This is a genomic window from Deinococcus sp. NW-56 (assembly GCF_002953415.1).
GTDB lineage: Bacteria > Deinococcota > Deinococci > Deinococcales > Deinococcaceae > Deinococcus.
The window spans coordinates 1556651-1582217 of the sequence record NZ_CP026516.1; the positions used below are offsets into that span (position 1 = coordinate 1556651).

Annotated in this window: 26 protein-coding genes; 11 read left to right on the plus strand and 15 right to left on the minus strand. The window is 71.0% G+C overall.

What is annotated here, in order from left to right:
- Positions 1-10 precede the first annotated feature (10 nt).
- Positions 11-2554 carry an outer membrane protein assembly factor gene (locus C3K08_RS07710; RefSeq protein WP_104990771.1) on the minus strand — a complete coding sequence of 848 codons (2544 nt, stop codon included), beginning with the start codon at positions 2552-2554 and terminating at the stop codon, positions 11-13.
- A gap of 263 nt (positions 2555-2817) precedes the next feature.
- Here C3K08_RS07710 and C3K08_RS07715 point away from each other — a divergent pair, with 263 nt between their 5' ends.
- Genes C3K08_RS07715 through C3K08_RS07730 form a run of 4 tightly spaced genes read left to right on the plus strand, consistent with a single transcriptional unit; the run spans position 2818 to position 6433 of the window.
- Positions 2818-3462, plus strand: coding sequence for a YggS family pyridoxal phosphate enzyme (locus tag C3K08_RS07715; protein WP_104990772.1), 645 nt, complete (start codon positions 2818-2820; stop codon positions 3460-3462).
- On the plus strand, positions 3459-4274 hold the full coding sequence (locus C3K08_RS07720) for a DivIVA domain-containing protein (RefSeq protein WP_104990773.1): 816 nt from the start codon (positions 3459-3461) through the stop codon (positions 4272-4274). The genes C3K08_RS07715 and C3K08_RS07720 overlap by 4 nt, the downstream gene beginning before the upstream one ends.
- Before the next feature lie 42 nt (positions 4275-4316).
- Positions 4317-5579, plus strand: a complete 1263-nt coding sequence (locus C3K08_RS07725; protein WP_104990774.1) for a cytochrome P450 — start codon at positions 4317-4319, stop codon at positions 5577-5579.
- On the plus strand, positions 5576-6433 hold the full coding sequence (locus C3K08_RS07730; RefSeq protein ID WP_104990775.1) for an ion transporter: 858 nt from the start codon (positions 5576-5578) through the stop codon (positions 6431-6433). The genes C3K08_RS07725 and C3K08_RS07730 overlap by 4 nt, the downstream gene beginning before the upstream one ends.
- On the opposite strand, the gene C3K08_RS07735 is transcribed toward C3K08_RS07730, so the two are convergent.
- Entirely contained in the window at positions 6423-7100 is a 678-nt protein-coding gene (locus tag C3K08_RS07735) for a hypothetical protein (protein ID WP_104990776.1), read from the minus strand. The genes C3K08_RS07730 and C3K08_RS07735 overlap by 11 nt on opposite strands.
- A gap of 42 nt (positions 7101-7142) precedes the next feature.
- Positions 7143-7346, minus strand: coding sequence for a helix-turn-helix domain-containing protein (locus C3K08_RS07740; RefSeq protein WP_199776895.1), 204 nt, complete (start codon positions 7344-7346; stop codon positions 7143-7145).
- Between the two features lie 232 nt (positions 7347-7578).
- Here C3K08_RS07740 and C3K08_RS07745 point away from each other — a divergent pair, with 232 nt between their 5' ends.
- The gene (locus C3K08_RS07745; RefSeq protein ID WP_104990778.1) at positions 7579-8349 is read left to right on the plus strand and encodes a DUF554 domain-containing protein; all 771 of its coding nucleotides are present in this window, start codon (positions 7579-7581) and stop codon (positions 8347-8349) included.
- A gap of 70 nt (positions 8350-8419) precedes the next feature.
- On the opposite strand, the gene C3K08_RS17895 is transcribed toward C3K08_RS07745, so the two are convergent.
- The 3 genes from C3K08_RS17895 to C3K08_RS07760 are packed head-to-tail and all read right to left on the minus strand — an operon-like array spanning position 8420 to position 10907.
- Positions 8420-9637 (minus strand): DUF1648 domain-containing protein, encoded by a 1218-nt coding sequence (locus C3K08_RS17895; protein ID WP_158679880.1) that lies wholly within the window; start codon positions 9635-9637, stop codon positions 8420-8422.
- Entirely contained in the window at positions 9618-9926 is a 309-nt protein-coding gene (locus C3K08_RS07755; RefSeq protein ID WP_234009009.1) for an autorepressor SdpR family transcription factor, read from the minus strand. Before C3K08_RS07755 ends, C3K08_RS17895 begins: the two co-directional genes overlap by 20 nt.
- A gap of 18 nt (positions 9927-9944) precedes the next feature.
- Positions 9945-10907 (minus strand): alpha/beta hydrolase, encoded by a 963-nt coding sequence (locus tag C3K08_RS07760; RefSeq protein ID WP_104991986.1) that lies wholly within the window; start codon positions 10905-10907, stop codon positions 9945-9947.
- 225 nt (positions 10908-11132) lie between these two features.
- Here C3K08_RS07760 and C3K08_RS07765 point away from each other — a divergent pair, with 225 nt between their 5' ends.
- Positions 11133-12389, plus strand: a complete 1257-nt coding sequence (locus C3K08_RS07765) for a DUF4384 domain-containing protein (protein WP_104990779.1) — start codon at positions 11133-11135, stop codon at positions 12387-12389.
- A gap of 245 nt (positions 12390-12634) precedes the next feature.
- Here C3K08_RS07765 and C3K08_RS07770 read toward each other — a convergent pair whose 3' ends face one another.
- Both C3K08_RS07770 and nspC read right to left on the minus strand, forming a co-directional pair.
- Positions 12635-13075, minus strand: coding sequence for a hypothetical protein (locus C3K08_RS07770; RefSeq protein ID WP_104990780.1), 441 nt, complete (start codon positions 13073-13075; stop codon positions 12635-12637).
- Between the two features lie 47 nt (positions 13076-13122).
- Positions 13123-14352 (minus strand): carboxynorspermidine decarboxylase, encoded by a 1230-nt coding sequence (nspC, locus tag C3K08_RS07775; RefSeq protein ID WP_104990781.1) that lies wholly within the window; start codon positions 14350-14352, stop codon positions 13123-13125.
- A 50-nt stretch (positions 14353-14402) separates the two neighbouring features.
- On the opposite strand from nspC, the gene C3K08_RS07780 reads away from it, so the two are divergent.
- Positions 14403-14747 (plus strand): VOC family protein, encoded by a 345-nt coding sequence (locus C3K08_RS07780; protein ID WP_104990782.1) that lies wholly within the window; start codon positions 14403-14405, stop codon positions 14745-14747.
- Between the two features lie 3 nt (positions 14748-14750).
- Here C3K08_RS07780 and C3K08_RS07785 read toward each other — a convergent pair whose 3' ends face one another.
- Positions 14751-15464, minus strand: coding sequence for a 2-phosphosulfolactate phosphatase (locus C3K08_RS07785; protein WP_104990783.1), 714 nt, complete (start codon positions 15462-15464; stop codon positions 14751-14753).
- Positions 15461-16126: a ribulose-phosphate 3-epimerase gene (gene rpe / locus C3K08_RS07790; RefSeq protein ID WP_104990784.1), complete on the minus strand. Its 666-nt coding sequence runs from the start codon at positions 16124-16126 to the stop codon at positions 15461-15463. The genes C3K08_RS07785 and rpe overlap by 4 nt, the downstream gene beginning before the upstream one ends.
- 123 nt (positions 16127-16249) lie before the next feature.
- Here rpe and scpA point away from each other — a divergent pair, with 123 nt between their 5' ends.
- Genes scpA through meaB form a run of 3 tightly spaced genes read left to right on the plus strand, consistent with a single transcriptional unit; the run spans position 16250 to position 19814 of the window.
- Positions 16250-18412, plus strand: coding sequence for a methylmalonyl-CoA mutase (gene scpA, locus C3K08_RS07795; RefSeq protein WP_104990785.1), 2163 nt, complete (start codon positions 16250-16252; stop codon positions 18410-18412).
- Positions 18413-18416: 4 nt separating this feature from the next.
- Complete coding sequence (locus C3K08_RS07800) at positions 18417-18833, plus strand: hypothetical protein (RefSeq protein WP_104990786.1); 417 nt, start codon at positions 18417-18419, stop codon at positions 18831-18833.
- A gap of 9 nt (positions 18834-18842) precedes the next feature.
- The gene (meaB, locus tag C3K08_RS07805; RefSeq protein ID WP_199776896.1) at positions 18843-19814 is read left to right on the plus strand and encodes a methylmalonyl Co-A mutase-associated GTPase MeaB; all 972 of its coding nucleotides are present in this window, start codon (positions 18843-18845) and stop codon (positions 19812-19814) included.
- Here the strand turns inward: meaB and C3K08_RS07810 are convergent.
- The 3 genes from C3K08_RS07810 to C3K08_RS07820 are packed head-to-tail and all read right to left on the minus strand — an operon-like array spanning position 19783 to position 23476.
- Complete coding sequence (locus C3K08_RS07810; protein ID WP_104990787.1) at positions 19783-20673, minus strand: adenylyltransferase/cytidyltransferase family protein; 891 nt, start codon at positions 20671-20673, stop codon at positions 19783-19785. The genes meaB and C3K08_RS07810 overlap by 32 nt on opposite strands.
- Positions 20670-22067 (minus strand): nicotinate phosphoribosyltransferase, encoded by a 1398-nt coding sequence (locus C3K08_RS07815; RefSeq protein WP_369848555.1) that lies wholly within the window; start codon positions 22065-22067, stop codon positions 20670-20672. The genes C3K08_RS07810 and C3K08_RS07815 overlap by 4 nt, the downstream gene beginning before the upstream one ends.
- Positions 22068-22111: 44 nt before the next feature.
- Positions 22112-23476: an MFS transporter gene (locus tag C3K08_RS07820; RefSeq protein ID WP_104990789.1), complete on the minus strand. Its 1365-nt coding sequence runs from the start codon at positions 23474-23476 to the stop codon at positions 22112-22114.
- A gap of 443 nt (positions 23477-23919) precedes the next feature.
- Here C3K08_RS07820 and nadE point away from each other — a divergent pair, with 443 nt between their 5' ends.
- Positions 23920-24744: an ammonia-dependent NAD(+) synthetase gene (gene nadE / locus C3K08_RS07825; RefSeq protein ID WP_104990790.1), complete on the plus strand. Its 825-nt coding sequence runs from the start codon at positions 23920-23922 to the stop codon at positions 24742-24744.
- A gap of 17 nt (positions 24745-24761) precedes the next feature.
- Here nadE and C3K08_RS07830 read toward each other — a convergent pair whose 3' ends face one another.
- Positions 24762-24941 (minus strand): hypothetical protein, encoded by a 180-nt coding sequence (locus tag C3K08_RS07830; RefSeq protein WP_104990791.1) that lies wholly within the window; start codon positions 24939-24941, stop codon positions 24762-24764.
- Positions 24941-25549, minus strand: coding sequence for a hypothetical protein (locus C3K08_RS07835; RefSeq protein WP_104990792.1), 609 nt, complete (start codon positions 25547-25549; stop codon positions 24941-24943). Before C3K08_RS07835 ends, C3K08_RS07830 begins: the two co-directional genes overlap by 1 nt.
- Positions 25550-25567 lie beyond the last annotated feature (18 nt).

The following is a 25567-nucleotide window of genomic DNA, read 5'->3' on the forward strand; positions in this document are numbered from 1 at the left end:
TCCGGGCCGCTTAGAAGAAGTTGCCCAGGCGGAAGTAGAATTTGCCGTTGCCGTTCTGGGGGCTGTAGCCGTAGTCGAAGCGCAGCGAGGGCAGCCGCGCTCCGCCGAAGCCCAGGTTGAGCTGCACGCCCGCCCCGATGCCGTACTTGGCCTCGAAGCCCTCGCCGTCGTTCCAGGCGTCGCCCGCGTCGGCGAACAGCACCCCGTACACACCCTGGGTAAAGGAGTTGGTGAGGTTGAAGTCGTAGCGGTACTCGGCGCTGGCGGTCAGGTAGTTGGTGCCGAACAGCTCGTTGTTGTCCAGGCCGCGAATCTGCCGCGCGGCGACCGGGGTGCTGCCGCCGCCCACCGTGAAGCCCTCGCCGCTGGGCGCGTTGCCCTGGAGGGTCCCGGCGTTCACGCGCACCGCGACGGCCTGCTGGCGGGTCTGGATGCCCAGGCCCTTGTCGAGGGTGCGGCCCAGGCCCAGGTAGGTGCTGGCTCCGGCCTCCACGGTGGTCCAGCCCACCGGGCGCTCGCCCTCGGCCCCGAAGGCGTAGGTCGCCCGCGCGTCGGCCCGCACGCCGCTCGACGGGAACTCGGCGTTGTCGCGCGAGTCGTAGACAGTGCTCGCCGTGACCGAGGTGGTGCGGCTGGTCTCGGGCAGCGCGGCCCCCGCCTGCTCGTCGGTGTAGGGCGTCTCGACGTTGGTCTCGTCGTCCTCCTTGCGCGGCTCCAGGAAGTAGGTGCGGTAGCTGTATCCGGCGCCCAGCGACACCCGCAGGTTCTGGGTGACGCTGCGCCCCAGCGAGACGCCGAAGCCGGTGTTGCGGGTGGTGTACTCGCGCCCGGTGTCCACGGTGGTGTCGCCGCTGCGGTCGGTCAGGGGCAGGTTGCCCGACACGTTGCTGTAGACCTCGGTGCTGAGGCTGGTGCGGTTTTCGCGGAAGTCGAGGAAGTCGAGGTCCAGCCAGGGAATCGTGTACGACACGCTGCCGAAGAGGTTCTGCTTCGCGTCGTTCTGCTGCGCCCCGGCCCGCACCGTCAGGCTCTGGCCCAGCCCGAAGAGGTTGGGGTTCTCGTAGGACACGTCGCCCGCGAAGCCCGTCAGGGTGTCGTACTGCAGGCCCAGCGCCACCGGGATGCCCTGGCCGCTCTCGGCGACGGTCAGGACGTAGGTGATGTTCTCGGGGTTCTGCGGATCGCTGCGGACATCGGTGCCCACGATCTGCACGTAGCCCAGGCGGCTGACCCGCGCGAGGCCCGCCCGCAGCTCGTTGAGGTTGAAAAGGCCCCCGGTCGCGGGCAGCTCGCGCAGGATCACCCGGTCCTGGGTGCGCTTCTGGCCCTGCCACTGGAGTTCGTACCCGGCGAGGCGCACTTCCCGGATGTTGAAGGTCAGCACGCCCTCGTTGAAGGTCACCGCGTCGCGGGTGCTGATCTCATACCCGGCGCGGCGGTAGGCGTCGCGCAGCGCGAGGAAGTCCTGCTGGGCGAGCTGGGGCGAGTACACGTCGCCGACCTTGGTCTTGATCGCGGCGGCCAGGGTCGCGGTGGGCACCTGGGTGTTGCCGGTAAAGGCGATGGAGCGCACCGGCCCGCTCGCCACGTCGGCCGCGCCGAAGTACACGGCGACCTGCGCGGGATTCTGGGGGTCCGCCTGGAGCGCGAAGCCCACCGGGCGCCCGGTCGCGTTCGACAGGGTGCGGACGTCGGCCTGAAGCCGCGCAAGCGAGAGGGGCTGGCCCACCTGCGTCTGGAGGGTGGTCCCCGCCGGGGGCTGAACGCCGTCGAAGTTGACGGCCGAGGCGCGGCCCTCGATGACCCGCACCCGCAGCACCCCGTTCTCCAGGGTGGTCCCCAGGACATTCACGCCGCTCTGGACGTATCCGGCCTCGTCGTAAGCGCGTTGCAGGGCTTCCACCGCCCCGTAGAAGGCCTGCGGGGTAAAGCGCTTGGCGTCATAGAGGGGCTTGAAAATCTCGGTAACGCGCTGCGCGGGCAGGAGGGTCACGCCCTCGACCTCGACGCGGCTGATGGCGGTCGTCTCGTCCACCACGAAGGTCACGTCCACCGTGCCGTCGGTGTTCACCTTCGTCTGGGCACTGATGCTGGGGGTGAAGGGGAAGCCTTCCGCGCGGTAGTTCTGCGCGAGCGCCTCTCTTGCCTGCTCGATGCGGGCGTTGTTCAGGGTCGCGCCCGGCGCCACATTGAGCAGCTCGGCGATGCTCTGCTTGAAGCCCTCGGCGGGCAGGAAGGTCAGCCCGGTCGCCTCGATCTTGCCGATGGTGGCGTTGGGCGTCACGTTGACGACCAGGGTGTCGCGGCCATTCACGGTCCGCAGCTCGGCGACGGCGGTGCGGAAGTACCCGGTGCCCAGGACCTCCTGCTCGACCTGGCGCAGGTTCACGCTGGAGAGGGCCGCGCCGGGCTGGACGCCCAGGGTGGCCTTGACGTAGTTGGCGAGCAGTTCGGTGGTGCCGTTGACGACCACGTCCTGCACGGTGGCGGCCTGCTGCGCGGCGGCGGGCGCGGCGAGCACGAGGGTCAGGGCGAGCGTGTGAGAATGTCGCATGGGTCTCCTAGTCTGGCACAGCGTGCCCCGGCACCGCCGCGCAGGCCTTTGCTGCTGGGCGTTCTGGCCGGGGAAGCTGGCGGCTGCCCTACCCTTTCCGCTGCGGGGCTGAGAAGGATGAAGGGCACTTGACGGCGTCTCCACGTCCAGCCTCCGGCGCGGGGACTTGAGCTGGGCGGCCGAAGCGGCCAGAATGCCCGGCGTGACCCACCCACCCAGGGGCCGACCATGAGGCGCCGCTTAAGGCCCTCCGGGGACAGGCCATGACCGTTCCGGCGGTGCTGGCCGCCATTCGCGCGGCCGAAGCCGAGGCCGGACGCGGGCCGGGCGGCGTGCGCCTGGTGGCGGTCACCAAGGGCCAGCCGCTGGAGGCCATCGAGCGCGTCATCCTGCCGCACGCGGGCCTGCAACCCGGCGGCCTGCCGCTGGGCGAGGGCCGGGCGCAGGAGCTGCGCGACAAGGCGGCGGCGCGGCCCGACCTGGAGTGGCACTTTATCGGGCCGCTGCAACTCAACAAGGTCAAGTACATGCGCCCGGTCACCCTGATTCACGCGCTGGAGGAGGTGCGGCAGGCCGAGGCCCTCGCCGAGGCCGGGGCCAAATGGGGCCGGGCGCCCGCCGTGCTGCTGCAGGTTCACAACGGCGAAGCGCAGAAGCACGGCGTCGCTCCGGAGGACCTGCGCCGGGTCTACGGGGAGGTCCTCGCCACCGGCCTCACGGTGCGCGGCCTGATGGTGATGGCGCCGGACGGTGACCCCGAAGCCGCCCGGCGCGTCTTCGCTGACACGGCGCGGCGGGCGCACGACCTCGGCCTCCCGGAACTCAGCATGGGCATGAGCGGCGACTACGAGCTGGCGATTCACGCGGGCGCGACCCTGGTGCGCGTCGGAAGGAGCCTTTTTCTATGACGATTCCCCCCCTGACCGATTCTGACCCCACCCAAGCCCCCCGCCTCAGCGACGCCCTGCTGCCGCACACCCCCGAGACCCTGAGTCCCCTCGACATCACCCACCAGACCTTCGGGCGCCGGGCCTTCGGGTACGACCGGGGCGCGGTGCGGGCCTTTCTGGAGCGGGTCGCGGGCCGGGTGGAGGCGCTGCTGCACGAGCGGCAGGCCCTGCGCGAGCGCCTGGGCAGCCTGGAGCGCGAGCTGGAGGAGCGCCGCCAGTCCGAAGACGAGATTCGCCGGGCGGTCGTCGCCGCCGAGCGCATCGGGCACGACCTGCGCGAGAACGCCGCGCGGCAGTGCGAGCTGATGCTCTCGCAGGCGCAGACCGAGTGTGACGCCCTGCGGCAGGCCGCCGACACCCGCGCCGCCGAGCTGGAAGCCGCGCACGAGGTGCGGGTGGCCGAGCTGGAGGTCCGCTACCGCGACCGGATGGCCGAGCTGGAGCGCCAGCACCACGACCTCACCCTGGAGCGGGACCGCGCCCACGCCGAGCGCACCACCTATCTGGACCGCGCCTACAGCGAACGCCACGCCGACCTCAGCGCCCGCCTGAGTGCCGTGCGCACCGAGTACGCGCAGTTCGTGAGCCAGTACCGCGCCCTGATGCAGTCCTTTTCCGAACTCAGCGCCCGGCACCTGCCCGCCGCCGACGACACCCTCCCGGGGACGGCGCCCGTGACCGTCATTCACGAAACCGCCACTCTGGACGCGGAGGACCCCCGGCACGGCGAGGGCCAGCGCCCGCCCCTGGTCGAGCAGAACTTCGCGTGACGGCGGGCGCGTGTGGTCGGGGCTGGGGCGTAGCCTGAGCGTATGCCCCAGCCTCCCGCCGACGCCCTGCCCGCCGTCACGCTGCCACTGACCGACCCCGACTTCATCCGCGACCCGTACCCCTGGCTGGCGGAGGTGCGGGCGGCGACCCCGGCCTTCTATGACCCGGCGTTGAACCGGGTCTTTCTAACCCGACACGCGGAGATCGCGGCCACCCTGCGCGACCGCCGCTTCGGGCGCTCGGTGCTGCACCGCTACTCGCGCGACGAGCTGGGCTGGCCGCCCCCCGACCCCGCGCAGGCGGGCTTCGACGCCTTCAACACCAACCACCTGCTGGACTCCGAGCCGCCCAAGCACACCCGGCTGCGCTCGCTGGTGGGGCTGGCCTTCACCCCGAGGCGGGTGGAGGCGCTGGGGCCGCGCATTGAGGCGCTGCTCGCCCGGCAACTGGCGGCCCTGGGCGGGGCGGGCGGGTTCGACCTCGTGTCGGGCTATGCCGAGCCGCTGCCCGTCACGGTGATCGCGGAGTTGCTGGGGGTGCCGGAGTCCGAGCGGCATCAGCTCCGGCCCTGGTCGGCGGCCATCGTGCGGCTGTACGAGCCGACCTACACGCGGGCCGATCAGGAGGAGGCCGAGCGGGCGGTGCGCGACTTCGGGGCGCTGCTGCGGGACCTCGCGCGGGCGCGGCGGGAGGAGCCGCAGGACGACCTGATCACCGCACTGGTGCAGGCCGAACAGGAGGGTGACCGCCTGACCGAGCAGGAACTCATCGACACCTGCATCCTGCTGCTCAACGCCGGGCACGAGGCCAGCGTGAATGGGCTGTCGGCGGGCGTGCTCGCGCTGATGCGCCACCGGGAACACTGGGAGACGCTGGTGGCTGCCGCCGGGCGGGAGGACAGTCTGCCTCTCTTCCGGACGGCGGTCGAGGAGTTGCTGCGCTTCGACACGCCACTCCCCCTCTTCGAGCGGTACGCACTGGAGGACCTGGAGGTCTGCGGCGCGGCCCTGCGCCCCGGCGAGAAGGTGGGGCTGCTGTACGCGAGCGGGAACCGCGACGGGCGGCGCTTCGAGCGGCCGGACGAACTGGACCTGACCCGCGACCCCAACCCGCACCTGACCTTCGGGCTGGGACTGCACTACTGCCTGGGAGCGCCGCTGGCGCGGCTGGAACTGGCCCTGAGCCTGCGGGCGCTGGCGCGGGCCTATCCGGGGCTGCGGCTGGCGAACCCCAGCGCCGAACCTGAGTATGTCGGCGGCTTCGTCATCCGGGGGCTGGCGCGGCTGGATGTGGTGGCGGAATGACCCGGCCGCCCGGCGACCGCCGCGCCGGATGGCGGGTCACGCTCGGCAACGTCGTCTTCAACAACGACACCCCGGCGGGGCGGGCCTTCGATCTGGTGCTGATCGTGCTGATTCTCGCCAGCATCGGGGTGGTCATGCTCGACAGCGTGCGGCCCTTTCGGGCAGCTTACGGCCCTGGCCTCAAGCAGGTCGAATGGGTGCTGACGCTGCTGTTCTCGCTGGAATACGGGCTGCGGCTGGTCACGGCGCGGCACCCCTGGAACTACGCCCGCTCGTTTTTCGGGCTGGTGGACCTGCTGTCCATCCTGCCGGGGTACCTCGCGCTGTTCGTGCCCGGCGCCGAGACGCTCTTGATCGTGCGGGTGCTGCGGCTGCTGCGCATCTTCCGGATTCTCAAGCTGGCCCGCTTTCTCTCGGAGGCCAGCGTGCTCACCGAGGCGATCCGGGCGAGCGCCGCCAAGATCACGGTGTTTCTGGTGACGGTCCTCACGCTGGTCACCATCATCGGGGCGCTGATGTACCTGATCGAGGGACCAGCGAACGGCTTTACCAGCATTCCCACCAGCATCTACTGGGCCATCGTCACCCTGACCACCGTGGGCTACGGCGACATCGCGCCCAAGACGCCGCTGGGCAAGGGGCTGGCCTCGCTCGCCATGATTCTGGGCTACGGGATTTTGGCGGTGCCCACCGGCATCGTGACGGTCAGCCTCGCCCGCGCCCAGGGGGCACAGAATCAGGGAGCGCAGGACCGCCGCCCGGCCCCCCGCGTGTGCCCGCGCTGCGGCCTGGAGGGACACGACCCCGATGCCCGCTTCTGCAAACGGTGTGGCGAAGAATTGCCTAGCGCGTAAGCCGCTGCCACCAGCCGGGGGCCAGTTCTCCCGCCCGCGCCTCGGCCCCGGCTTCCTCTGACCGACCCAGCGCAAGGAGAGCGAGGACGCGGGCGGGACTGCGGGGGGCAGCGCGGGTGAGGGCTTTCTCAGCGGTGCGCTCCGCTTTCGATCCGGTCCCTAGAGTCCGCTGCGCGTGGGCCAGGACCGCGAGGAGGTGCGCGTCGGCTTCCTGCCCGGTCAACTCGGCCACCTTCAAGCCTTCGGCGAGGGTCCGCAGGCCGAGGCGGGAGTCGGCGGGAAGATATAGCTCTCCCAGCAGCGTCGCGGCGGCGACGAGTGCCCCGGCGTCCCCCTCCTGCCGGGCCAGGAGTCGGGCGTGCACGGCGAGGGCTTCCGCCTCCACCTCCCCAGCCAAAGCCGCCGCGCGGGCACACAGCAGGGCGGGACGGGCGGTGCCTTGAAGGGGGGCGAGTTCACGCCGGGCTTCCCCCACCTCGCCCAGGCGCAGGTGGGCCGCCGCGCGGGTCAACGGTTCACGGCCCCAGGCCAGCGCCAGCCGGGGGCGTCCGTGATGGAGCGCTAAAGCCGCAGCTTCCTCGCGGGATAGCTCAGGGGAGGAATCGAGAACGCGCCGGGCTTCGACCTCGCCCTGGTCCAATGCTTCGGCGAGGCGAGCGGCATCCATACCGGGCCAGGATACGGCCCGCTGGGAGGTGGGGCGAACGGCTCAGGCGCTCAGCGCCATATCCAGTCCCAGGAAGCGCCACAGCGAGCGCCGGGGCACGCGCAGGCCTTCGGGGTGTTCGACGGCGGCGAGACGGCCGTCGCGAATCCAGCGGCGAACGGTGCGTTCGTGGGTGCCGGTATAGTCGGCGACTTCGCGGACCTTCAGGAGCTTGGGCATCGTCTGGAACTGTTCGGCAAGCGTCAAGGCAAACCTCCCTAAAACACGTGGGGCCGCCCGCAGGCAGCCCCAAGACGTTTGGGTGTGTGCGCGGCAAGCGCGGCGCCGGGCGCTCCTCCACCGGGGAGGCTGAGCACGGGCACAGGCGAGACGCGCAGGCTGTTCAAGGTGCCCGGAGCGTACCACGCCCCCTGTCAATGTGGCGTCAATTGTGAAGGCGACCTCAGGCCTCACCCTCACCGCGCTACGCTGCACGCCGATGAGCCTGCTGACCCAACTGTCCGGCACCCTGATCAACGTCGGCGCCGTCCTCGCCGGGACCCTGGTGGGCCTGCTGCTGGGCGGCCGCCTGCCCGAACGCACCCAGCGCACCCTGCTGCAAACGCTGTCGCTGGTGACCCTCTTTATCGCGCTGGGTATGGCGGGCGAGCTGAACCGGGTGTCGGGCGGGCCGATTCCGGGGGTGATCCTCGCGCTGATCAGCCTCGCGGGAGGAGCCGTGATCGGGGAGGCGCTGGGCATCGAGGAGGGGCTGACCCGGCTGGGTGAAACCCTGAAGCGCCGCTTCCGGGGCGGGGGCCGCTTCACGGAGGGGTTCGTGGCCGCCAGCCTGCTGTTCTGCATCGGGCCGATGACGGTCGTGGGCGGGCTGCAAAACGGGCTGACGGGCGACAACGCCACTTACGTCCTCAAGAGCACGCTGGACGGCATCGCGGCGCTGGCGCTGGCGGGGGCGTACGGGATCGGCGTGGGTTTCAGCGCCCTGACGGTCTTCGCGCTGCAAGGCGGAATCAGTCTCGCGGCGGGGGCCTTCGCCGCCGGGCTGCTGGGCGGCGCGGACCCGGAGGTGCTGAAGACCAACCCCTATGTCCTGCTGATCACTGGGATGGGCGGGCTGATCATCGTGGGCATCTCGTGGAACCTGATGCTCTCGGGCCTGGGCTGGGAGGACCGCCGGGTGCGCGTCGGGAGCCTGCTGCCCGCGCTGGCGCTGGGGCCGCTGGTGCTGTGGGGAACGGGGCTGCTGTAACGCCTTCCCTCTCGCCCAGCGAGGGAAAACCCCCTCCGGTGGGAGAGGGCTTCTCGTGGCGCCAGCCCCGCTAGGCTTCCGGCGTTCGCTTCGGCCAACCCGCATTCATCGGCACCCCGAAGACGAACATCGGTGCCAGAAAGAGCATCCCGCCGAAGACGAGGAGGAGGCTGCCGACCGCCTCGGCTCCACGCGGCGGAAGCAGCAGGAGCAACGGCACCAGGGCCAGTGCGAGTGCAGCACACGCCCACGCTGCTCGGCCCCGCCGCTTTCCATCCGGGCCGGGAAGGGCGAAGGCGAGGGCCAGTACCACGAGCATCAGGGCGTGGGCCACGCCGAGCGTGACGTGCATATTCCCGGTCACCCCCAGAGGGAGTGGGGCGACAAAGGCTCCTCCCAGCGCTGCCATCACCAGCGTGACGTGCCTTTGGGCTGGGGTCGCGCTGCCGAAGCGGGACGACCCCCACAGCAGCACCGTCAGGCCCAACCCCATCAGCGGGAGGGTCAGCAGCTCGGTCCTCGGGCCGTAGCGGTCGGCCTCGCCCGCCGCGTTGAAGTGCAGTGGAACCTGCTCAGGGAGGGAAGGCAGCAGGACAAGGAGCGCAACGAGCGAGAGCAGCGGCACCCCCACCGCCACCCCCAGCAGCACCCGCTCGGGGGCCGAATACGCCGGGAGGTGCCGCCGCGCCCCCGCCACCGCCGGACGCCGCTCGGGGTCCGCGAGGTATTCGCGGTAGGACAGGCGGTGCAGGCTCACCATGACGGGCAGGAGCAGCACCATCAATCCGACCGGAAGCACCCACGGCAGCAGCAGGTCAGGGGGCGTCAGGGCCGCGAACGCCGCGTAGACCAGTCCCAGGGTGACAAATGCCCGCGCCGCCTCCCGCTGGGTGCTGTACCACGCCCGTTCGGAGAGCAGCGCCCAGCGGGTGCGGAAGCCGAACCACAGCCCCGGCCGGGCACGGGCGGTCGCGTTTCCGATGACCACGAAGCTCAACCCGATGGCCACCGTCAGCGCCCGCAGCAGGTCCCACCCGAAGGCCAGTGCGGCGGCGGCGACGGCCGCTTGCAGCACCAGCGCCTGCGCGGTGGCGTCCGCGACCGGGCGGTGCTCGCGTTCCAGCCCTCCGAGAAGCGCCACCAGCCCACCCAGCGCCAGCGACGAGACGCTCAGCGGCAAGAGGATCAGCCGCTCGCCCTCCGGCAGCCGCGTCCAGGCCAGGGCCAGCAACCCCAGCGCGACCACCGTTCCTGACGCCAGCAGGGGATCAACCCGTCGTCTTTCCACGCTCACCCTCCTCTCCTGCCGGGCCAAAGAGGTCCAGCAGGTCCGCCACCACCTCCTGAAACACCGTCGTGTTCAGCCGGTAGATGACCTGCGTGCCGCGCCTCTCGGTCCACACCAGATCGGCGGCCTTGAGCACCGCGAAGTGTCCACTGAGGGTGCTCTTGGTGACCGGAAAGAGCCGGGCCAGCTCTCCCGCCGTCCGCTCTCCGCCGCGCAGTTCGCGCAGGATGGCGCGGCGGGTGGGGTCGGCCAGGGCGCGGAAAATCTCGTCGATGCGGTTCAGGGGCACGCTGCCCTCCCCTCCCCGTTACCGCAGCGCCCCGCGCAGGAACTCCACCACGGCCGACACCACGCCGCGCTCCAGCGGCAACTCGGCGTCGCCATACCGGGCAAAGTTGGCGGCGGGGGCCAGCGGCGCGGGCACGAGGACGTGATTGACTCCACGGGCAAGGTGGGTCCGGGCGGCGGGCTGCGCGGCGGCCAGCAGGCGGGCGTCCTCCGGGCGCACCTGAAGGTCGCGGTCGCCCTGCACGATCAGGGTGGGGAGGTTCTGGGAGGCGATCAGGCGCTGCGGGTCGTAACGCAGGCTGCTGATGAGGTACGGCTGCACGCTGGGGCGGAACAGGGGCGCGAGCACGGGCGAGACCTCGGCCACGCGCTCGCCCCGGCCCAGGGCATCCAGAATCCAGTTGGATTCCTCCACCAGCGCGGGCGGGTTGGCCGGATTCTGCCCGATCTGGCGGCGGATGGTGGTGCCGATGTCCTCGCCGGGAGCGGCGAGCAGGACCACCGCCCGCGCCGGGGTCTGCCCCTGCACGGCGGCCAGCGCGACCGTTCCACCCTCGCTGTGCCCGATCACCGCGACCGGGCCGAGGTCAGGCTGCCCACTCAGCCACGTCAGCCATGCCCGCGCGTCGTTCACGAAGTCCTCAAAAGTCTGCGCCTCCTCACGCGGGTCCGCCAAGGTGCTCGCGCCGATGCCGCGCTTGTCGGGCCGCAGGGTGGCGATGCCCCGCGCGGCGAGGTTCGCGGCCAGCTTGCGGTAGGTGCCCCCCGGTCCCACGAGTGGATTGTCCCCATTGCGGTCGGTGGGACCGCTCCCGGCCAGGATCAGCGCGACGGGCGGGCGGGCGTGCTGGGGGCCGTCCGGGGTCTGGAGGGTGGCAGCCAGCCGGGCACCCGGCACCTCCAGCGTGACCTCACGGCTGGCGGCGAGGGCCGGGGCGGAGAGCAGGGCAGCGGTCAGGGGCAGCAGTCGGGCGAGTCGCATGGAAACCTCCAGAGAGAAAGTCATTCGCTAGTTTGCCAAGTACCGAACTAAGGGTAGCACGTCATCCTGCCGTCAGTCCCGCCTCATGGGAGGCATAGGCAAGACGGGGGGCTTGACCGGACCTTCAGAAACAGGCGTGTGGGAGAGGCCTATCAGTGGCTCGTCAGCTTCGGCCCCTACGCTGCGCCGCATCTGAGTCCCACCCCATCCCAGGAGGTTTTATCCATGCGCCATTCCCTGACTGCTACCCTGACCCTCTCCGCCCTGCTGGGGACTGCGGGGGCTGCCGAACCCCGCCTCAGCGCCCAGAGCATCATCGTGAACCCCTCGCAGCCCAGCCTCGACGTGCAGGTCTGGGTGGGCAAGGACGCCAGCGGCACCCGCAACCCGGTCTACCGCCGGGGCGAGCGCATCACGATCGGGCTGAAGACCAACCGCGACGCCTACGTCTATCTGTTCAACGTGAACGCGAACGGGCAGATTGACCTCTTCTTCCCCAACGCCTATGAGGAGAACAATTTCGTCAAGGCGAATACGAACCGGACCTTTCCCGGCCGGGGCGCGAGCTACAGCCTGACGGTGGGCGGGCCGAACGGCCAGGACCGCCTGCTGGCGCTGGCGAGCACCCAGCCGCTGGACCTGAACGATGTGGCCCGCTTTGTGGAGGGCGAGAGCTTCGCGCAGGTGCAGGTGCGCGGGCAGGACAACCTCGCGCGGGCGCTGAGCATCGTGGTGCGGCCCCTCCCCGCCAACAGTTGGGTGACCGACGTGGTGACCTTCCGGGTGGGCAACACGGCGCAGGGCGGCGCGACGGGCACGGTGACCGAGACGCCCTCCCAGCCAGCTCCGGCTCCGGTTCAGCCCGTTCCCGTGCAACCGGCCCCCGTCCAGCCCACGCCCTCCCAGCCCGTGACGCGGATTCAGCCTGGCGAGAAGCGCGACGGCTCTTTCGACACGGCGATGGTGGACGCCTACGGCCGCCTCAAGGGCGAGGAATCGCTGGGCGACGCCACGACCTACGCCGTGCCCTGGGGCGACGGCCTGTGGCAGAAGTTCCGGGGCGTGGCGGCCTACGGCGACGCCGTGCTGCTGCACGCGAACGGGTCCAGCCGCGCCTACGCGGTCCACGGGCGCATCCTGGAACGCTACCTCGCACTCGCGCAGGCCGAGAACGGCGGCACCCGCCCGCCCTCGCGCCTGGGCTGGGCCGCCGCCGACGAGAAGGTCATTCCGCGCAACCCCTACGGCACGACCGGGCTGTACGGCTACTTCCAGAACGGGGCGCTCTACTCCAGCGAGAAATACGGCACCTTCTGGCTGCAAGGGGCCATCCTGAAGACCTATCAGGGGCTGGGCGGCTCGGGGTCCTTCCTGGGCTTCCCCACCCGTGACCAGTACCTGCTGAACGGGGCCTGGGCCGCCGACTTCGAGGGCGGCACCCTGCGCACCGTGAACGGCGTCGTCAAGGTGTACCGCAAGTAATCCCACCCCGCGCCGGGGGTGACTGGCCTCATCCGCCCCATCCCCGGCTGTGTGTCTCCCGCGTCCCCGGATGATTCGCCGGGCCGGGTCCGAATAGGCCGCGCGGCCAGGGGCGGTGAGCCCCGCTCCCAGCCGCGCACGTCCCGAAGCCCCCCCCATTCAGAAGGACCGTTTCAGAGGGAATCCAGCAGGTGAACGCGCCCCCAACCGGAAGTGGTGGGGGCGCTCGCCGGATGAGGAGAGCGTTACGGCCGACTGGGCGGGGCCACGCCCGCAAAGAGTTGCTGGTGAATCCGGTCGATGCGGGCGCGGCTGAGGGTCGCCCGCGTGGTCAGAACCAGGGTACTGCCACCGCTTACCGTGCGGCATTCGGCAGTGGTGACCAACCCCTCAGCGTTGTTGAGGTTGTTCTTGCTGACAAACTCCAACTGGCCGGGCGACTGCCGGGACAACAGCAGGCCCGGCCAGAGGCCCCCCTCCTCCCCCAGGGGCACCGGCGAAACGGCACGGGCCACCCGTGGCAAGGCGGCCAGCAACTCGGCGCAGCTCGCGCGGTAGTTCCGGCTGGCAGTGACGTTCAGACCCAGGGCCGTGGCCGCGCGGGAGTCCGAGTTCGTGGCGTTTGTCTGAATGGGCGCACAACCGGCCAGAGGGAGCAGCAACAGGGGCAGCACACGTTTAAACATGTCTTTTTCCTTTCCGAGAGTACGAGTCTCCCGTTCCACGTCCACTCTCAGCTCAGCTTGGCCTTGAATTCCTCGTAACCGAAGGTCTTGACCCGCTCGTAGCGCCCGTCCGCGTGCAGGATGCCGAGATCGGGGTGCTTGACGCCGTTGAAAAAGGTCGTCTTGACCATCGTGTAGTGGATCATGTCATCGAACACCACCCGGTCCCCGACCAACAGAGGGCGGTCGAAGACGTACTCGCCCACCACGTCCCCGGCGAGGCAGGTCGTGCCGCCGATCAGGTACGGATGGTCGCCGGGGGCGTAGTCGTTCGCCTCGCGGTGGGTGGTCTCGCCCTCGCCGGGGTCGCGGGCGCCCAGGATGCGCGGGCGGTAGGGCATCTCTAGCACGTCGGGCATGTGGGCGCTGACCGAGATGTCCAGCAGGGCGATGTCCTTGACGTTGTGGACCACGTCGAGCACGCTGCTGACCAGCCACCCCGTCTGCCACCCGAAGGCACTGCCGGGTTCGAGGATGACGTGCACGCCCCACCGCTCGCGGAAGGCGCGCACCACCCGAATCAGGCGCCCCAGGTCGTAGCCCTCGCGGGTCATCAGGTGCCCGCCGCCGAAGTTGACCCACTTCATCCGGGGCAGGAACTCCCCGAAGTTGCGCTCGACGACCTCCAAGGTGCGCTCCAGCGTGTCGGAGTCCTTTTCGCAGAGGGTGTGAAAGTGCAGTCCGTCGATGCCTTCGAGCAGGTCCTCGCGGAACTCGCGGCGGGTCACCCCCAGGCGCGAGAACGGTCCGGCGGGGTTGTAGAGGTCCGTCTCGACCTCAGCGTATTCGGGGTTGACGCGGAGGCCGACGTGGAGTTGCTTCCCGGCCGCCCGCGCCGCCTCGACCTGCGGGCGAAAGCGCTCCCACTGGGAAAAGGAGTTGAAGACGAGGTGGTCGGCCAGTTCCAGAATCCGGGGAAAGTCCTCGTCGGAGTAGGCGGGGGCGTAGACGTGGACCTCGCCCTGCATCTCCTCGCTTGCCAGGATCGCCTCGTTCAGGCTGCTGGCGGTCGCCCCGGTGATGCCGTACTCGCGCAGGATCCCAAAAGTGCTCCACATGGCAAAGCCCTTGAAGGCGACGATAATCTGGGCGCCGCTCTCCCGCTGCACGTGGGAGATCAGCGAGAGGTTGCGCCGCAGCCGCGTCTCGTCGAGGACAAAGGCGGGGCTGGGAATCGCCGCCCAGTCGATGGTGTCCGTGGGCGTCACGGCAGGGAGGTGGAGGTCGGTCACGGTCATGGGGGACAGGGTAGCGGGCCGGGGCGGGGGAAAAGGCCATACTGCACCCCATGCTGCGCATCGGCTCGGTGGTCTGGGGCGTGCAGGACGTGGAACGCGCCGTAAAGTTCTGGACCCAGGCGCTGGACTACCGTCCGCGTGACGAGCCAGACGCCAACTGGGTGGTGCTGGTGCCCCGCGAAGGTTCAGGGGTGCAACTGGCGCTGAAACGGGTCACCTCACCTCAGGCCAGGCGGCACCACCTCGACCTCTACGCGACCGACGCGGCGGCGGAGGTCGAGCGCCTGCTGGGGCTGGGGGCCGAACGGGTGGAGTGGACCTATGAGCCGGGGGCGGACTACGTGGTCCTGGCCGACCCGGACGGGAACCGCTTTTGCGTGGTTCAGAAAGGCTGAACCCTAGCCCGCCACGAACCGCAGCACGTCCCCCGCCCCGCCCGCAGAGTCGAGCAGCGGGACCACCGTGCTGACGCTGATCTGCGCGGCGTAGCGCACGTCCTCCTCCAGCCCGATACCGCCCAGATAGGTGCCGTGCCCGCTGCCTGACAGCACCTCGGCGGGGTTGCCGGAGCTGCGGCGCACGGTCAGGGCGATGCGGGCGCCGTCGTCGGGGGTGAAGTCGCCCATCGCCAGGAGGTACTCGGCCAGCACCCCGGCGGCGTACACGTCCTCCAGACCCACCCGGCCGTCTGTCCCCGCGCAGACGATGGCGATTTCCTCGGTCGCGCGGGCGCGGGCGCGGCGAGCGGCGGCGTGGGCGTTGGTCAGCGCCGCGAGGAGGACGTGCTTGCCGCTCGCGGCGGCGAGGTGGGCGGCGGCGGTGCCGTTGGTGGTGTTCATCACGACCGATTGAGCGGCGAAGGTCTGGGTGGCGGCCTCCACCGGGCTGTTCCCGAGGTCGAAGCCGGGGATGGGTCGCCCGCCGCGCTCACCCGCCAGCACGGTTCTTTCCCCGCGCTGTGCCAGGGCCACCTCCGGGGTGGAGGTGAGCAGCAGTGCCTCCGCTCCGCGCTCCAAATAGGCCACGGCGGTCGTGGTGGCCCGCAACACGTCCACGACGAGCACCACGTCGGAATACGCGCCGTGGGGCAGCAGATCGACCCGGAGCCTCAAGCGAGCGCCTCCCGCAACCGGGCGAGGCCCGCCGCCGCCCCGTCCGGCCCGAAGACGCTGCTTCCCGCGACAAGGCAGGTCGCCCCCGCCTCGGCCAGCAGGCGGGCATTCGCGGGCGTGACGCCGCCGTCCACCTGAAGCTCAGCCGCGCTGCCCAACTCGTCCAACCAGCCGCGCAGGGTGCGGACGCGCTCCACGCTTGCCGGAATGAATTTCTGGCCGCCGAAGCCGGGATTCACGCTCATGACGAGCACGAGGTCCACGTCGGCCAGCACGGGGCGCACGGCCTCCAGCGGGGTGCCGGGGTTGAGGGTCACTCCGGCCCGCTTGCCCAGTTCGCGGATGGTCTGCACGGCGCGGTGGATATGCCGGGTGGCCTCCACATGCACCGTGATGCCGTCGGCCCCGGCGTCTGCAAAGTCGGGCAGGTAGCGCTCGGGTTCCTCGATCATCAGGTGCACGTCCATAAAGAGATCGGAGGCCCGCCGCGCCGCCGCGAGGATGGGCAGCCCAAAGGAGATGTTGGGCACGAAGCGCCCGTCCATCACGTCCACGTGCGCCCAGTCGGCGTCCGCGATGGCCTGCAACTCCTCTCCCAGGCGGGTGAAGTCGCAGGACAGGAGGCTGGGGGCGAGCTTGACGGGGCGGGCGGGAAAGGTCACCCGGCCATGCTAACGGTTCTCATGGTGGGTCCGCTCATCTGCGGCTGTCTGCCCGCCGGCCCGTCCCGGTGGCATCATGCGGGCAACGATGTCCCCTTCCCTCTCGCCCCTGGAGGCTCGCCCATGACCGCACCGACCGACCTCTCTGCCTGGAAAGCCCTCGCGCAAAAGGACCTGCGCGGCGCTGAGCCGGAGACGCTCAACCGCGCCACGCCCGAGGGCCTGATCCTGAGGCCCCTCTACACCGCCGCCGACGTGGAGGGCCTGCCCACCGACACGCTGCCGGGCCTCCCCCCGTTCATCCGTGGCCCCCGCGCCACCATGTACACGGCGCGGCCCTGGACCATCCGGCAGTACGCGGGCTTCTCCACCGCCGAGGAATCCAACGCCTTCTACCGCCGCAACCTCGCCGCGGGGCAGAAGGGCCTCAGCGTCGCCTTCGACCTCGCCACCCACCGGGGGTACGACTCCGATCACCCCCGCGTGGTGGGCGACGTGGGCAAGGCGGGCGTGGCGATTGACTCCGTCGAGGACATGAAGATCCTCTTCGACGGCATCCCGCTGAACGAGATGTCGGTGTCCATGACGATGAACGGGGCGGTGCTGCCGGTGCTGGCCGCCTTCATCGTGGCGGGCGAGGAACAGGGGGTGCCCCGCGCCGGGCTCTCGGGCACCATCCAGAACGACATCCTCAAAGAGTTCATGGTGCGCAACACCTACATCTACCCGCCCACGCCGTCCATGCGGGTCGTGGCCGACATCATCGCGTACACGGCGCGGGAGATGCCCAAGTTCAACTCCATCTCCATCTCCGGCTATCACCTTCAGGAGGCCGGGGCCAACGCCGCGCTGGAGCTCGCTTACACGCTGGCGGACGGGCTGGAGTACGTGCGGGCCGCACTCGCCAAGGGCCTCAGCGTGGACGAGTTCGCGCCCCGGCTCTCCTTTTTCTTCGCCATCGGCATGAACTTCTACACCGAGGTCGCCAAGCTGCGGGCCGCCCGGCTGCTGTGGTCGGAGATCATGGGGCAGTTCGAGCCGAAAAACCCCATGAGCCGCGCCCTGCGGACCCACTGCCAGACCAGTGGCTGGTCGCTGACCGAGCAGGACCCCTACAACAACGTGGTCCGCACGGCAGTGGAAGCGATGGCGGCGGTCTTCGGCGGCACCCAGAGCCTGCACACCAACGCCTTCGACGAGGCGATCGGCCTCCCCACCGACTTCTCGGCCCGCATCGCGCGGAACACGCAGCTCATCATTCAGGAGGAAACGGGCATTCCGCAGGTCGTGGACCCCTGGGGCGGCTCGTACCTGATGGAGCGCCTGACCCACGACCTCGCCGACAAGGCCCGCGAACTGATGCGCGAGGTCGAGGAACTCGGCGGCATGGCGAAGGCCATCGAGTCGGGCGTGCCCAAGCTGCGCATCGAGGAGTCGGCCGCCCGCAAGCAGGCCCGCATCGACCGGGGCGAGGACGTGATCGTGGGCGTGAACAAGTACCGCCCGACCGTCGAGACGCATGTGGACGTGCTCGACATCGACAACGCCGTGGTCCGCCAGTCGCAGCTCGCCCGGCTGGAGCGCCTGCGGGCGGAGCGCGACGGGGAGGCGGTGCGGGCCGCCCTCGCCGCATTGGAGGACGCCGCCCGCACGGGTGAGGGCAACCTGCTGGCCCTGAGCGTGGAGGCGATGCGTGCCCGCGCCACCGTGGGCGAGGTGTCGGACGCGCTGGAGCGGGTCTGGGGCCGTCACCAGGCGGAGGTCCGCACCCTCTCCGGCGTCTACGCGCAGGGCTACGAGGGTGACGATGGCTTTACGGCCCTGCAAGCCGAGATCGAGACCTTCGCAGAAGCCGAGGGCCGCCGCCCGCGCATCCTGGTCGTCAAGATGGGCCAGGACGGACACGACCGGGGGGCAAAGGTGATCGCCACGGGCTTTGCCGACCTGGGCTTTGACGTGGATGTCGGCCCCCTATTCCAGACGCCGGAGGAAGCGGCGCGGCAAGCCGTCGAGAACGACGTGCATGTCATCGGCGTGAGCAGCCAGGCGGCCGGGCACAAGACGCTGATTCCGCAACTGATCTCGGCGCTGCGTGAGCAGGGCGCCGGGGACATCCTCGTGGTCGCGGGCGGCGTGATTCCGCAGCAGGATTACGCGGAACTGCGGGCGGCGGGAGTCGCGGGCATCTTCGGACCGGGGACGCCGATCCTGCACTCGGCGCGGGAGGTGCTGGGGCTGCTGCGGGAGCGGCAGGAGCAACCCGTCGCGGGAGCCACGCGTACCTGACCCCATGAAGCGTCTGTTCCTCTCCCTGCTCTGCCTCGCCCCCCTCGCCGCCGCGCAGCCTGCCCGCCTGCCCCCGGTGCCGAACCTGCCCGCCGCCCGCACGGTGACGGTGGGCGACCTGCGGACCTGCACCGTGGGGGACGTGCGGCTCACCGTGGACCGCGCCGGGCGGGTGCGTTTCCTGACCCACGGGCACCGCTACCCCGACAACACGCTGGTGGTGCGCCAGAGCTACGACCGCACCGGGCGCCTGACCGGGGTGCGGGTGGACTTCAGCGGTTTCGCCGGGCGGCTGCTGGACGTGCGGGGTGTGTTCGACGCGCGGGGCCGCCTGATCCGCGAGACGGGCTACCGCCGCGCCGGGGTAACTACCCCGCTGCGCAGCTTCATCCGCCCCCTGCCGAGGAACGCGAAGTGTTGACGGTTGGTCATGCCTGAGCATCCCCTCGCCTCTCCCCTCCTCGCGGGCAATCGCCGCGCCCTGGCCCGCGCGATCACCCTGACCGAGTCCACCCGGCCCGACCATGAGGCGGAGGCGCAGGCCCTCCTGTCCGAGTTGCTGCCGCATACCGGGCGCTCTATCCGGGTGGGCCTGACCGGGGTGCCGGGGGTGGGCAAGAGCACGCTGATCGAGGCGCTGGGGCTGCACCTCGCGGACGGGGGGCACCGGGTCGCCGTTCTCGCTGTGGACCCCTCCAGTGCCCGCACGGGCGGCTCGATCATGGGCGACAAGACCCGGATGCCCCGGCTGACGGTTCACCCGCACGCTTATATCCGCCCCAGCCCCAGCCGGGGCACCCTGGGGGGCGTCGCGCGGCGCACCCGCGAGGCGATTCTGCTGTGCGAGGCCGCCGGGTACGACGTGGTGCTCGTGGAGACGGTGGGGGTGGGCCAGAGCGAGACGCAGGTCGCCGCGATGACCGACCTTTTCGTGTTGCTGACCCTGCCCAATGCCGGGGACGAGCTTCAGGGCATCAAACGCGGGATCATGGAACTCGCCGACCTGTGCGTGGTGAACAAGGCGGACACTGACAAGGGGGCGGCCACCCGCGCCCAGACCGAGCTGACGGCGGCCCTCAAACTGCTGACCCCGCGCGGTGCCCCCTGGCGCCCCCGTGCCCTGCAAGCGTCGGCGGCGACGGGCGCAGGCATCCCCGAGCTGTGGGGGGCGGTGGAGGCGTACCGGGAGGCCGTGGAGATCGCCGCCAGACGCCGCGAGCAGACGGGCGCGTGGTTCGACGAGCTGCTGCGCGAGGCGGCGTGGCGGGCCTTTCAGGCGGGGGTGGACCCGGCGCGGCTACGTGAGCTGCGGGGGGAGGTGCTGGCGGGCCGATTGACGCCGGTGCAGGGGGTGGCCGAGCTGTCAGCGGTCAGCCTTCAGCAGTCAGTCGCGCCAGGATGACCCCATGGTCCTCGTGAAAGCGGCGCGGGGTCCGCAGGGCAAGGGCAAGGGGCACCGGACGGGCGGCGAATCCCAGGGGGGGGAGGCCCCAATAGACATGGGCCGTCGTCGGCGCGACGAGGGCGCGGGCGGGGTGGGCGAACTCGTGGCCGCCCACTGCCGTCTGACCTGTGGGCAGCACCCGCCCCGGTAACTCCCACAGGCCGAGGCCGATGGGGTCGCGGCGGGTGTGCAGCATGACGCGCTCTCCCTCAACAATCCACCAGCGCTCCTCGTGCAGGTGGGCACCGGGGGGCAGGGCAGCGCGGGCAGCTTCCACCGCCTCCCATTCCATGCATAGGCGGTTATAGGCGGGCGTCCCCGCAAACCAGGTCAGAAACACCCGTACCGCCTCCGGCACCCCGTCCGGCAGCGGTCGCCCGGTGAAGTAGGCCGCCCGCAGGTCGGTCGCGTTCAGGCCGGGGACCTCCGGCACGGGCAGGCGGCCCCAGCCCGGAAACCAGCGCAGGTAAGCGGTGCTGGCGTCCTTTTCAAAGCCGACGAGCGAGACGGGGACGCCTTCCCCGAACACCCCCGCCGCCTCCCGGCGCACGTCTGCCGCCCACAACTCCGCGTCAAAGCGGTCGGCCAGGGGGCGGAAAGTCACGCGGCGCACGTCGGCCCCGACCTCCCGCAAGGCGCCCCGCAGCAGCCTTGCCCGCTCGGGGGCGCTGAAGGGATTTTTCACCGAGCGGGCGAGGTTGGCGCTGCCCAGCAGCACGAGCAGGTGGTCAGCGTGGGCCAGCGCGTGCTGGATGCTCGCCAGGTGCGCCGCGTGGGGCGGCTGGAAGCGGCCGACGTAGACGGCCCCGGCGGTCATGGCCGCACGTGCCCCCGCAGTTCCTCGGCCACCCGGTCGCGCAGGGCGGCCACGTCGTCCGCCAGACCCACCCGGTAGAGGTGCGGGTTGAGCATGCGCCGGGTCCCCGCCGGAAGCCGCGCGAGGTCGGCGCGGGCGCGGGCCTGGAGGTCGGGCAGGCTCTCGGGACCAAGGGTGCGCTGGCCCCCCTCCATCACCACCTCGCGGGCGGGACGCCACGTCAGGCCGCCGGGCAGCCGCGAGAAGCGCAGCGGATTGACGGGGTCGCTCACCCGCTCGCCGGGGCGGGGCGCGTCGCCCAGCGTCAGCGCGTCCAGCGCGTAGCTCCCGTCCGCCTCCACCGCCCGCCACACGGCTTTTTCCCCCGGCAGGCTGGACTTGCGCGGCTCGCCCGTCAGCTTCATCTTGGGCACGCCGTCGAGTTGCGCCAGCTTGAACACGCCGCCCAGCGCCCCGCCCCCCTCGCCGCCCGCCGTGACGAGCTGGGTGCCCACCCCGTAGGTGTCGATGCGCCCGCCCTCCGCGATGATGGACGCGATCACCGATTCGGAGAGGTCGTTGCTGGCGACGATCTTCACGTCGGGGAAGCCCGCCTCGTCGAAGGCCGCGCGGACCCGGCACGAGAGGTAGGCGAGGTCGCCGCTGTCGAGCCGCACGCCGCGCAATTCATGGCCGCGCTCGCGCAGCTCGCGGGCGACGGTCAGGGCGTTGGGCAGGCCGCTCTGGAGGGTGTCCACCGTGTCCAGCAGCAGCACCGTGCTGTCGGGGTACAGCTCGGCGTAGGCGCGGAAAGCGGTCAGCTCGTCGGGAAAGCTCTCGACCCAGGCGTGGGCGTGCGTGCCGCTGACGGGCAGGCCGTAGAGCCGCCCCGCCTCCACGTTGGAGGTGCCCACCGCCCCGCCCACGAAGGCCGCCCGCGCCGCGCTCAGCGACCCGTCCGGTCCCTGCGCCCGCCGAGCGCCGAACTCCACCACCTGCCCGCCGTGCGGGCTGCTCCCCGCCGCGAGGACGCAGCGGGCGGCCTTCGTCGCCACCAGGGTCTGAAAGTTCAGCGTGTTCAGCAGCGCCGTCTCCACCAGTTGCGCCTCCCACAGCGGCGCATGCACGGTCAGCAGCGGCTCGTGTGGGAAGACCACGCTGCCCTCCCGGAACGCCGTGATCCGCCCGGAAAAGCGCCAGCCGCGCAGGGCTTCCAGGAAGGCAGGGCGAAACTGCCCCAGCCCCTCTAGATAGGCGAGGTCGCCGTCCGAGAAGCGCAGGCCCTCCAGCATCTCCAGCGCGGGTTCCAGCCCCGCCCACACCGCGAAGCCTCCCTGAAAGGGCAGCTTGCGGAAGTACAGGTCGAAGACCGCCTCCTGCGCGTGCAGGCCGTGGTGCCAGTAGCCCTGCATCATGGTGAGTTGGTAGAGGTCGGTGAAAAGGGGCGAGGCGGGAACAGTCACGCCGCATTCTCCGGCATGGCGGCTTCGGAGAGTTGCCGCCCGCGCGTCTCCACGCCGATCAGCCACGCGCAGAGGGCGGCCAGGGCGAAGCAGGCCGCGAACAGGCCCAGCGCCCAGGCGAGTTGCCCGGTCAGCAGCAGCGCCCCCAGCGACGGCGAGAGCAGCGAGGCAAGCCGGGCCATGCCGCTCACAAGGCCCATCCCAGTCGTCCGCAGCGGCGTCGGGAACAGCTCCGGCGTGTAGGCGTACAGCGCCCCCCACGCCCCCAGCAGCGCGAAGGACAGCAGCGCCGAGGTCCCCAGCACCGTGCCCGGCGTGCCCGCCAGCAGGAAGAGGAAGGCGGCCACCGACGACACCCCCAGGAAGCCCGCGAGCGTGCCCCGCCGCCCCACCCGCTCGACCAGATACGCCGAGAGCAGGTAGCCCGGCACCTGCGCGAGCGCGAGGAGCAGCGTGGTCCGGTACACCGCGCCCAGCTCCAGCCCCCCCGCCCGCAGGTACGACGGCAGCCAAGTGAAGATGCCGTAGTACCCCAGGCTCAGGCCGAACCACACCAGCGCGAGCAGCACCGTGCGCCGCCGCAGCACCCCCGCGAAGAGGGCCGCCGGGGTCACGCGGGACGCGGGGGGCGGAGCGTGCAGCGGGGCGTCGGGCAGCGCGGTCCCATTTGCCCGGGCCACCCGCGTGAGCGCCGCCCGCGCCGCCGCCTCCTGCCCCCGCACGAGCAGCGAGCGCGGCGAGTCGGGAATGCCCAGCCGGGCCACCAGGCCGACCAGCCCCGGCAGCGCGGCCAGAGCGAGGAGCCAGCGCCACGCCACGGCAGGCTCGAACAGGGTGCTGAGGGACCACGCCAGCCCCGCGACCGCGACCGTGCCCACCGCCCAGAAGCTCTCCAGGTACACCAGAAAACGTCCCCGCCACGCGGTCGGCACGAACTCGGCCATCATCGCGTAGTCCACCGGGAGCGTGCCGCCGATGGCAAAGCCCGTCAGGACGCGGGCCACCACCAGCCACGCCACCGAGGGCGCAAAGGCCCCGGCCAGCCCGAACACCACCCCCAGCGCCACCGTCGTCAGAAACACCGCCCGCCGCCCCACGCGGTCCGCCAACCAGCCCCAGAACAGCGCCCCCACGAACATCCCCGCGAAGGTGGCCGTCAGCAGCAGCGTCGCGTCCGCCGAGCCGCGCTCCAGCCCGAAGGCCGCCGAGATGCCCGGCAGCGCGAAGCCCATCAAGAGCACCTCCATCGCGTCGGCCGCCCAGGTCAGCCCGCAGATGGCGAGCAGCCGCCACTGAAAGGGGCCGAGACCGAGACGGTCCACGGCGTCGTCGAGGGAAATCGGCCGGGCAGAGGAGGTCATCGCCTGAGGAGTGTACGGGGCGAGATGCACCGATGGGGGCGAGGTTGGGAGGGGCGTGGGTTTGATGGGGGGTCGCACGCCCCCCCTGCTTCGCAGCTTTGCAAGTCACCCTGTTGCTTCGCGAAGCTCCTCTCTGCAAGCAGCTCTCCGGGTCCCACGAGGGGAGAGGAGCAAGCCACGCCTTAGCTGTCGTCCTCTTTTTCCTTTGTCGGCCGATCTCAACGTCCCCGACCGACGGCTCTAAGTTCCAGGCAGACGAGCCGTTCGGCGCATCTGCGCCGAGGCCTTTCACTTGAGCGAAGGATGGCGTAGAGGGTGAAGCCGGGGCGGGGCAAGCAGAGACAACGATGCGGGGGGACAACCTTTGCCCAGCGCAGCGCCGCTCCCCCTGTCCCCTCTGGGGGAAAATCAAATCAAGCTGCCCTGCCCCTTACCCTGTCCCCATGTCCCCCCTCCGCGACCACATCCGCCGAGAACTTCGCGTCCTCCCCGATATCGACCCCGCCGATGAAATCGAGCGCCGCGTGACCTTCCTTGCGGACTATCTGCGGGCCACAGGTACACGCGGCTATGTCCTGGGCATCAGCGGCGGTCAGGACAGCACCCTGGCGGGGCGGCTGTGTCAGCTCGCCGCCGAGCGGGTCCGGGCGGAGGGAGGCGAGGCCACCTTCCTCGCCGTTCGGCTGCCCTATGGCGTGCAGGCAGATGAGGCAGACGCGCAACTGGCACTGAACTTCATCCAGCCCGACCGCGCCGTGACGGTGAACATCAAGGCGGCGGTGGACGCCTCGGCTCAGGCCGCCGCCGACGCACTGGGCCAGCCCCTGCGCGACTTCGTGCGGGGCAATGTCAAGGCCCGCGAGCGGATGATCGCCCAGTACGCCCTCGCCGGGCAGGAGGGGCTGCTGGTGGTGGGCACCGACCACGCGGCGGAGGCGCTGACGGGCTTTTACACCAAATACGGCGACGGCGGCGTGGACCTCACGCCCCTGACCGGCCTGACCAAGCGGCAGGGAGCGCAGCTTCTGGCGCACCTCGGCGCTCCGGAGGCCACCTGGCGCAAGGTGCCCACCGCCGACCTGGAAGATGACCGCCCCGGCCTTCCCGACGAGGCCGCGCTGGGCGTGACTTACGGGCAGATCGACGCCTACCTGGAGGGCCGCGACGTGCCGGAGGACGTGGCTGCGCGGCTGGAGCGGCTGTACCTGAACACCCGGCACAAGCGCACCACGCCCGTGACGCACTTCGAGGACTGGTGGCGGGCCTAAGCCGGGCGGACCTAGGGCTACTCCCCCCCCTCGCGGGCCTCGCGCAGCAGCCAGACCCCCAGCAGGTCAAACAGCCCCACGAAGGCCAGCGTACCCAGCGCCGCCGCCCACTCCCCGCGCCCCAGTTGCAAGACCAGCGCGATCAGCCCCCCCACATTGAGCAGGGCCAGCAGCGCGAGCAGCAGTCCCGGCAGCATCAGCCCTCCAGCGAGGCGGCGCGGGCCTCGACCTCGGTGGCGGCCCGTTCCGCGTCGGCCTCGCGGAAGAAGGCGGCGGCCTCCTGATAGGCGGCCCGCGCTCCGGCCCCGTCACCCCCTTGGGCGGCGAGGTCGCCCCGCGCCCGGTGGAGGCAGGCCAGGGTCATCGGGTCGTCGGCGGCGTGGGCGTCGGCCAGGGCTTCTTCCAGCGCGGCGCGGGCCTGCTCCACTTCGCCCAGCGCGAGGTGACAGACCACGAGTTCGTAGCCGTTCACTGCCCGTTTGAAGGGCCGTTCCGCCTCCGGCAAGGCCCCGATCAATGCCCGCTCCTCTCCAAAGAGCCGCAGCGCCGCCCGGTGCTCGCCTGCCAGCCGCTCCACCATGCCGAGCTGATGCACGGCGATGTGCTCCCAGGGGTCACCCGCGTGGGCCTGCCGCAGCCGCCCGTAGACCTCACGCGCCCCGGCGTGGTCACCCGTGTGCGCCCGCACGTACCCCAGCGCCATCTGGCCCGCGCGGGAGGCGAGGAGGTCGGGGTCGGCCTCCAGGCGCTTCCGCGCTTCTTCCCAGTCCTCGCGGTCGATGGCGGCCCAGACCTCTGGCAACATGGCTCAGGATAGGCCGGA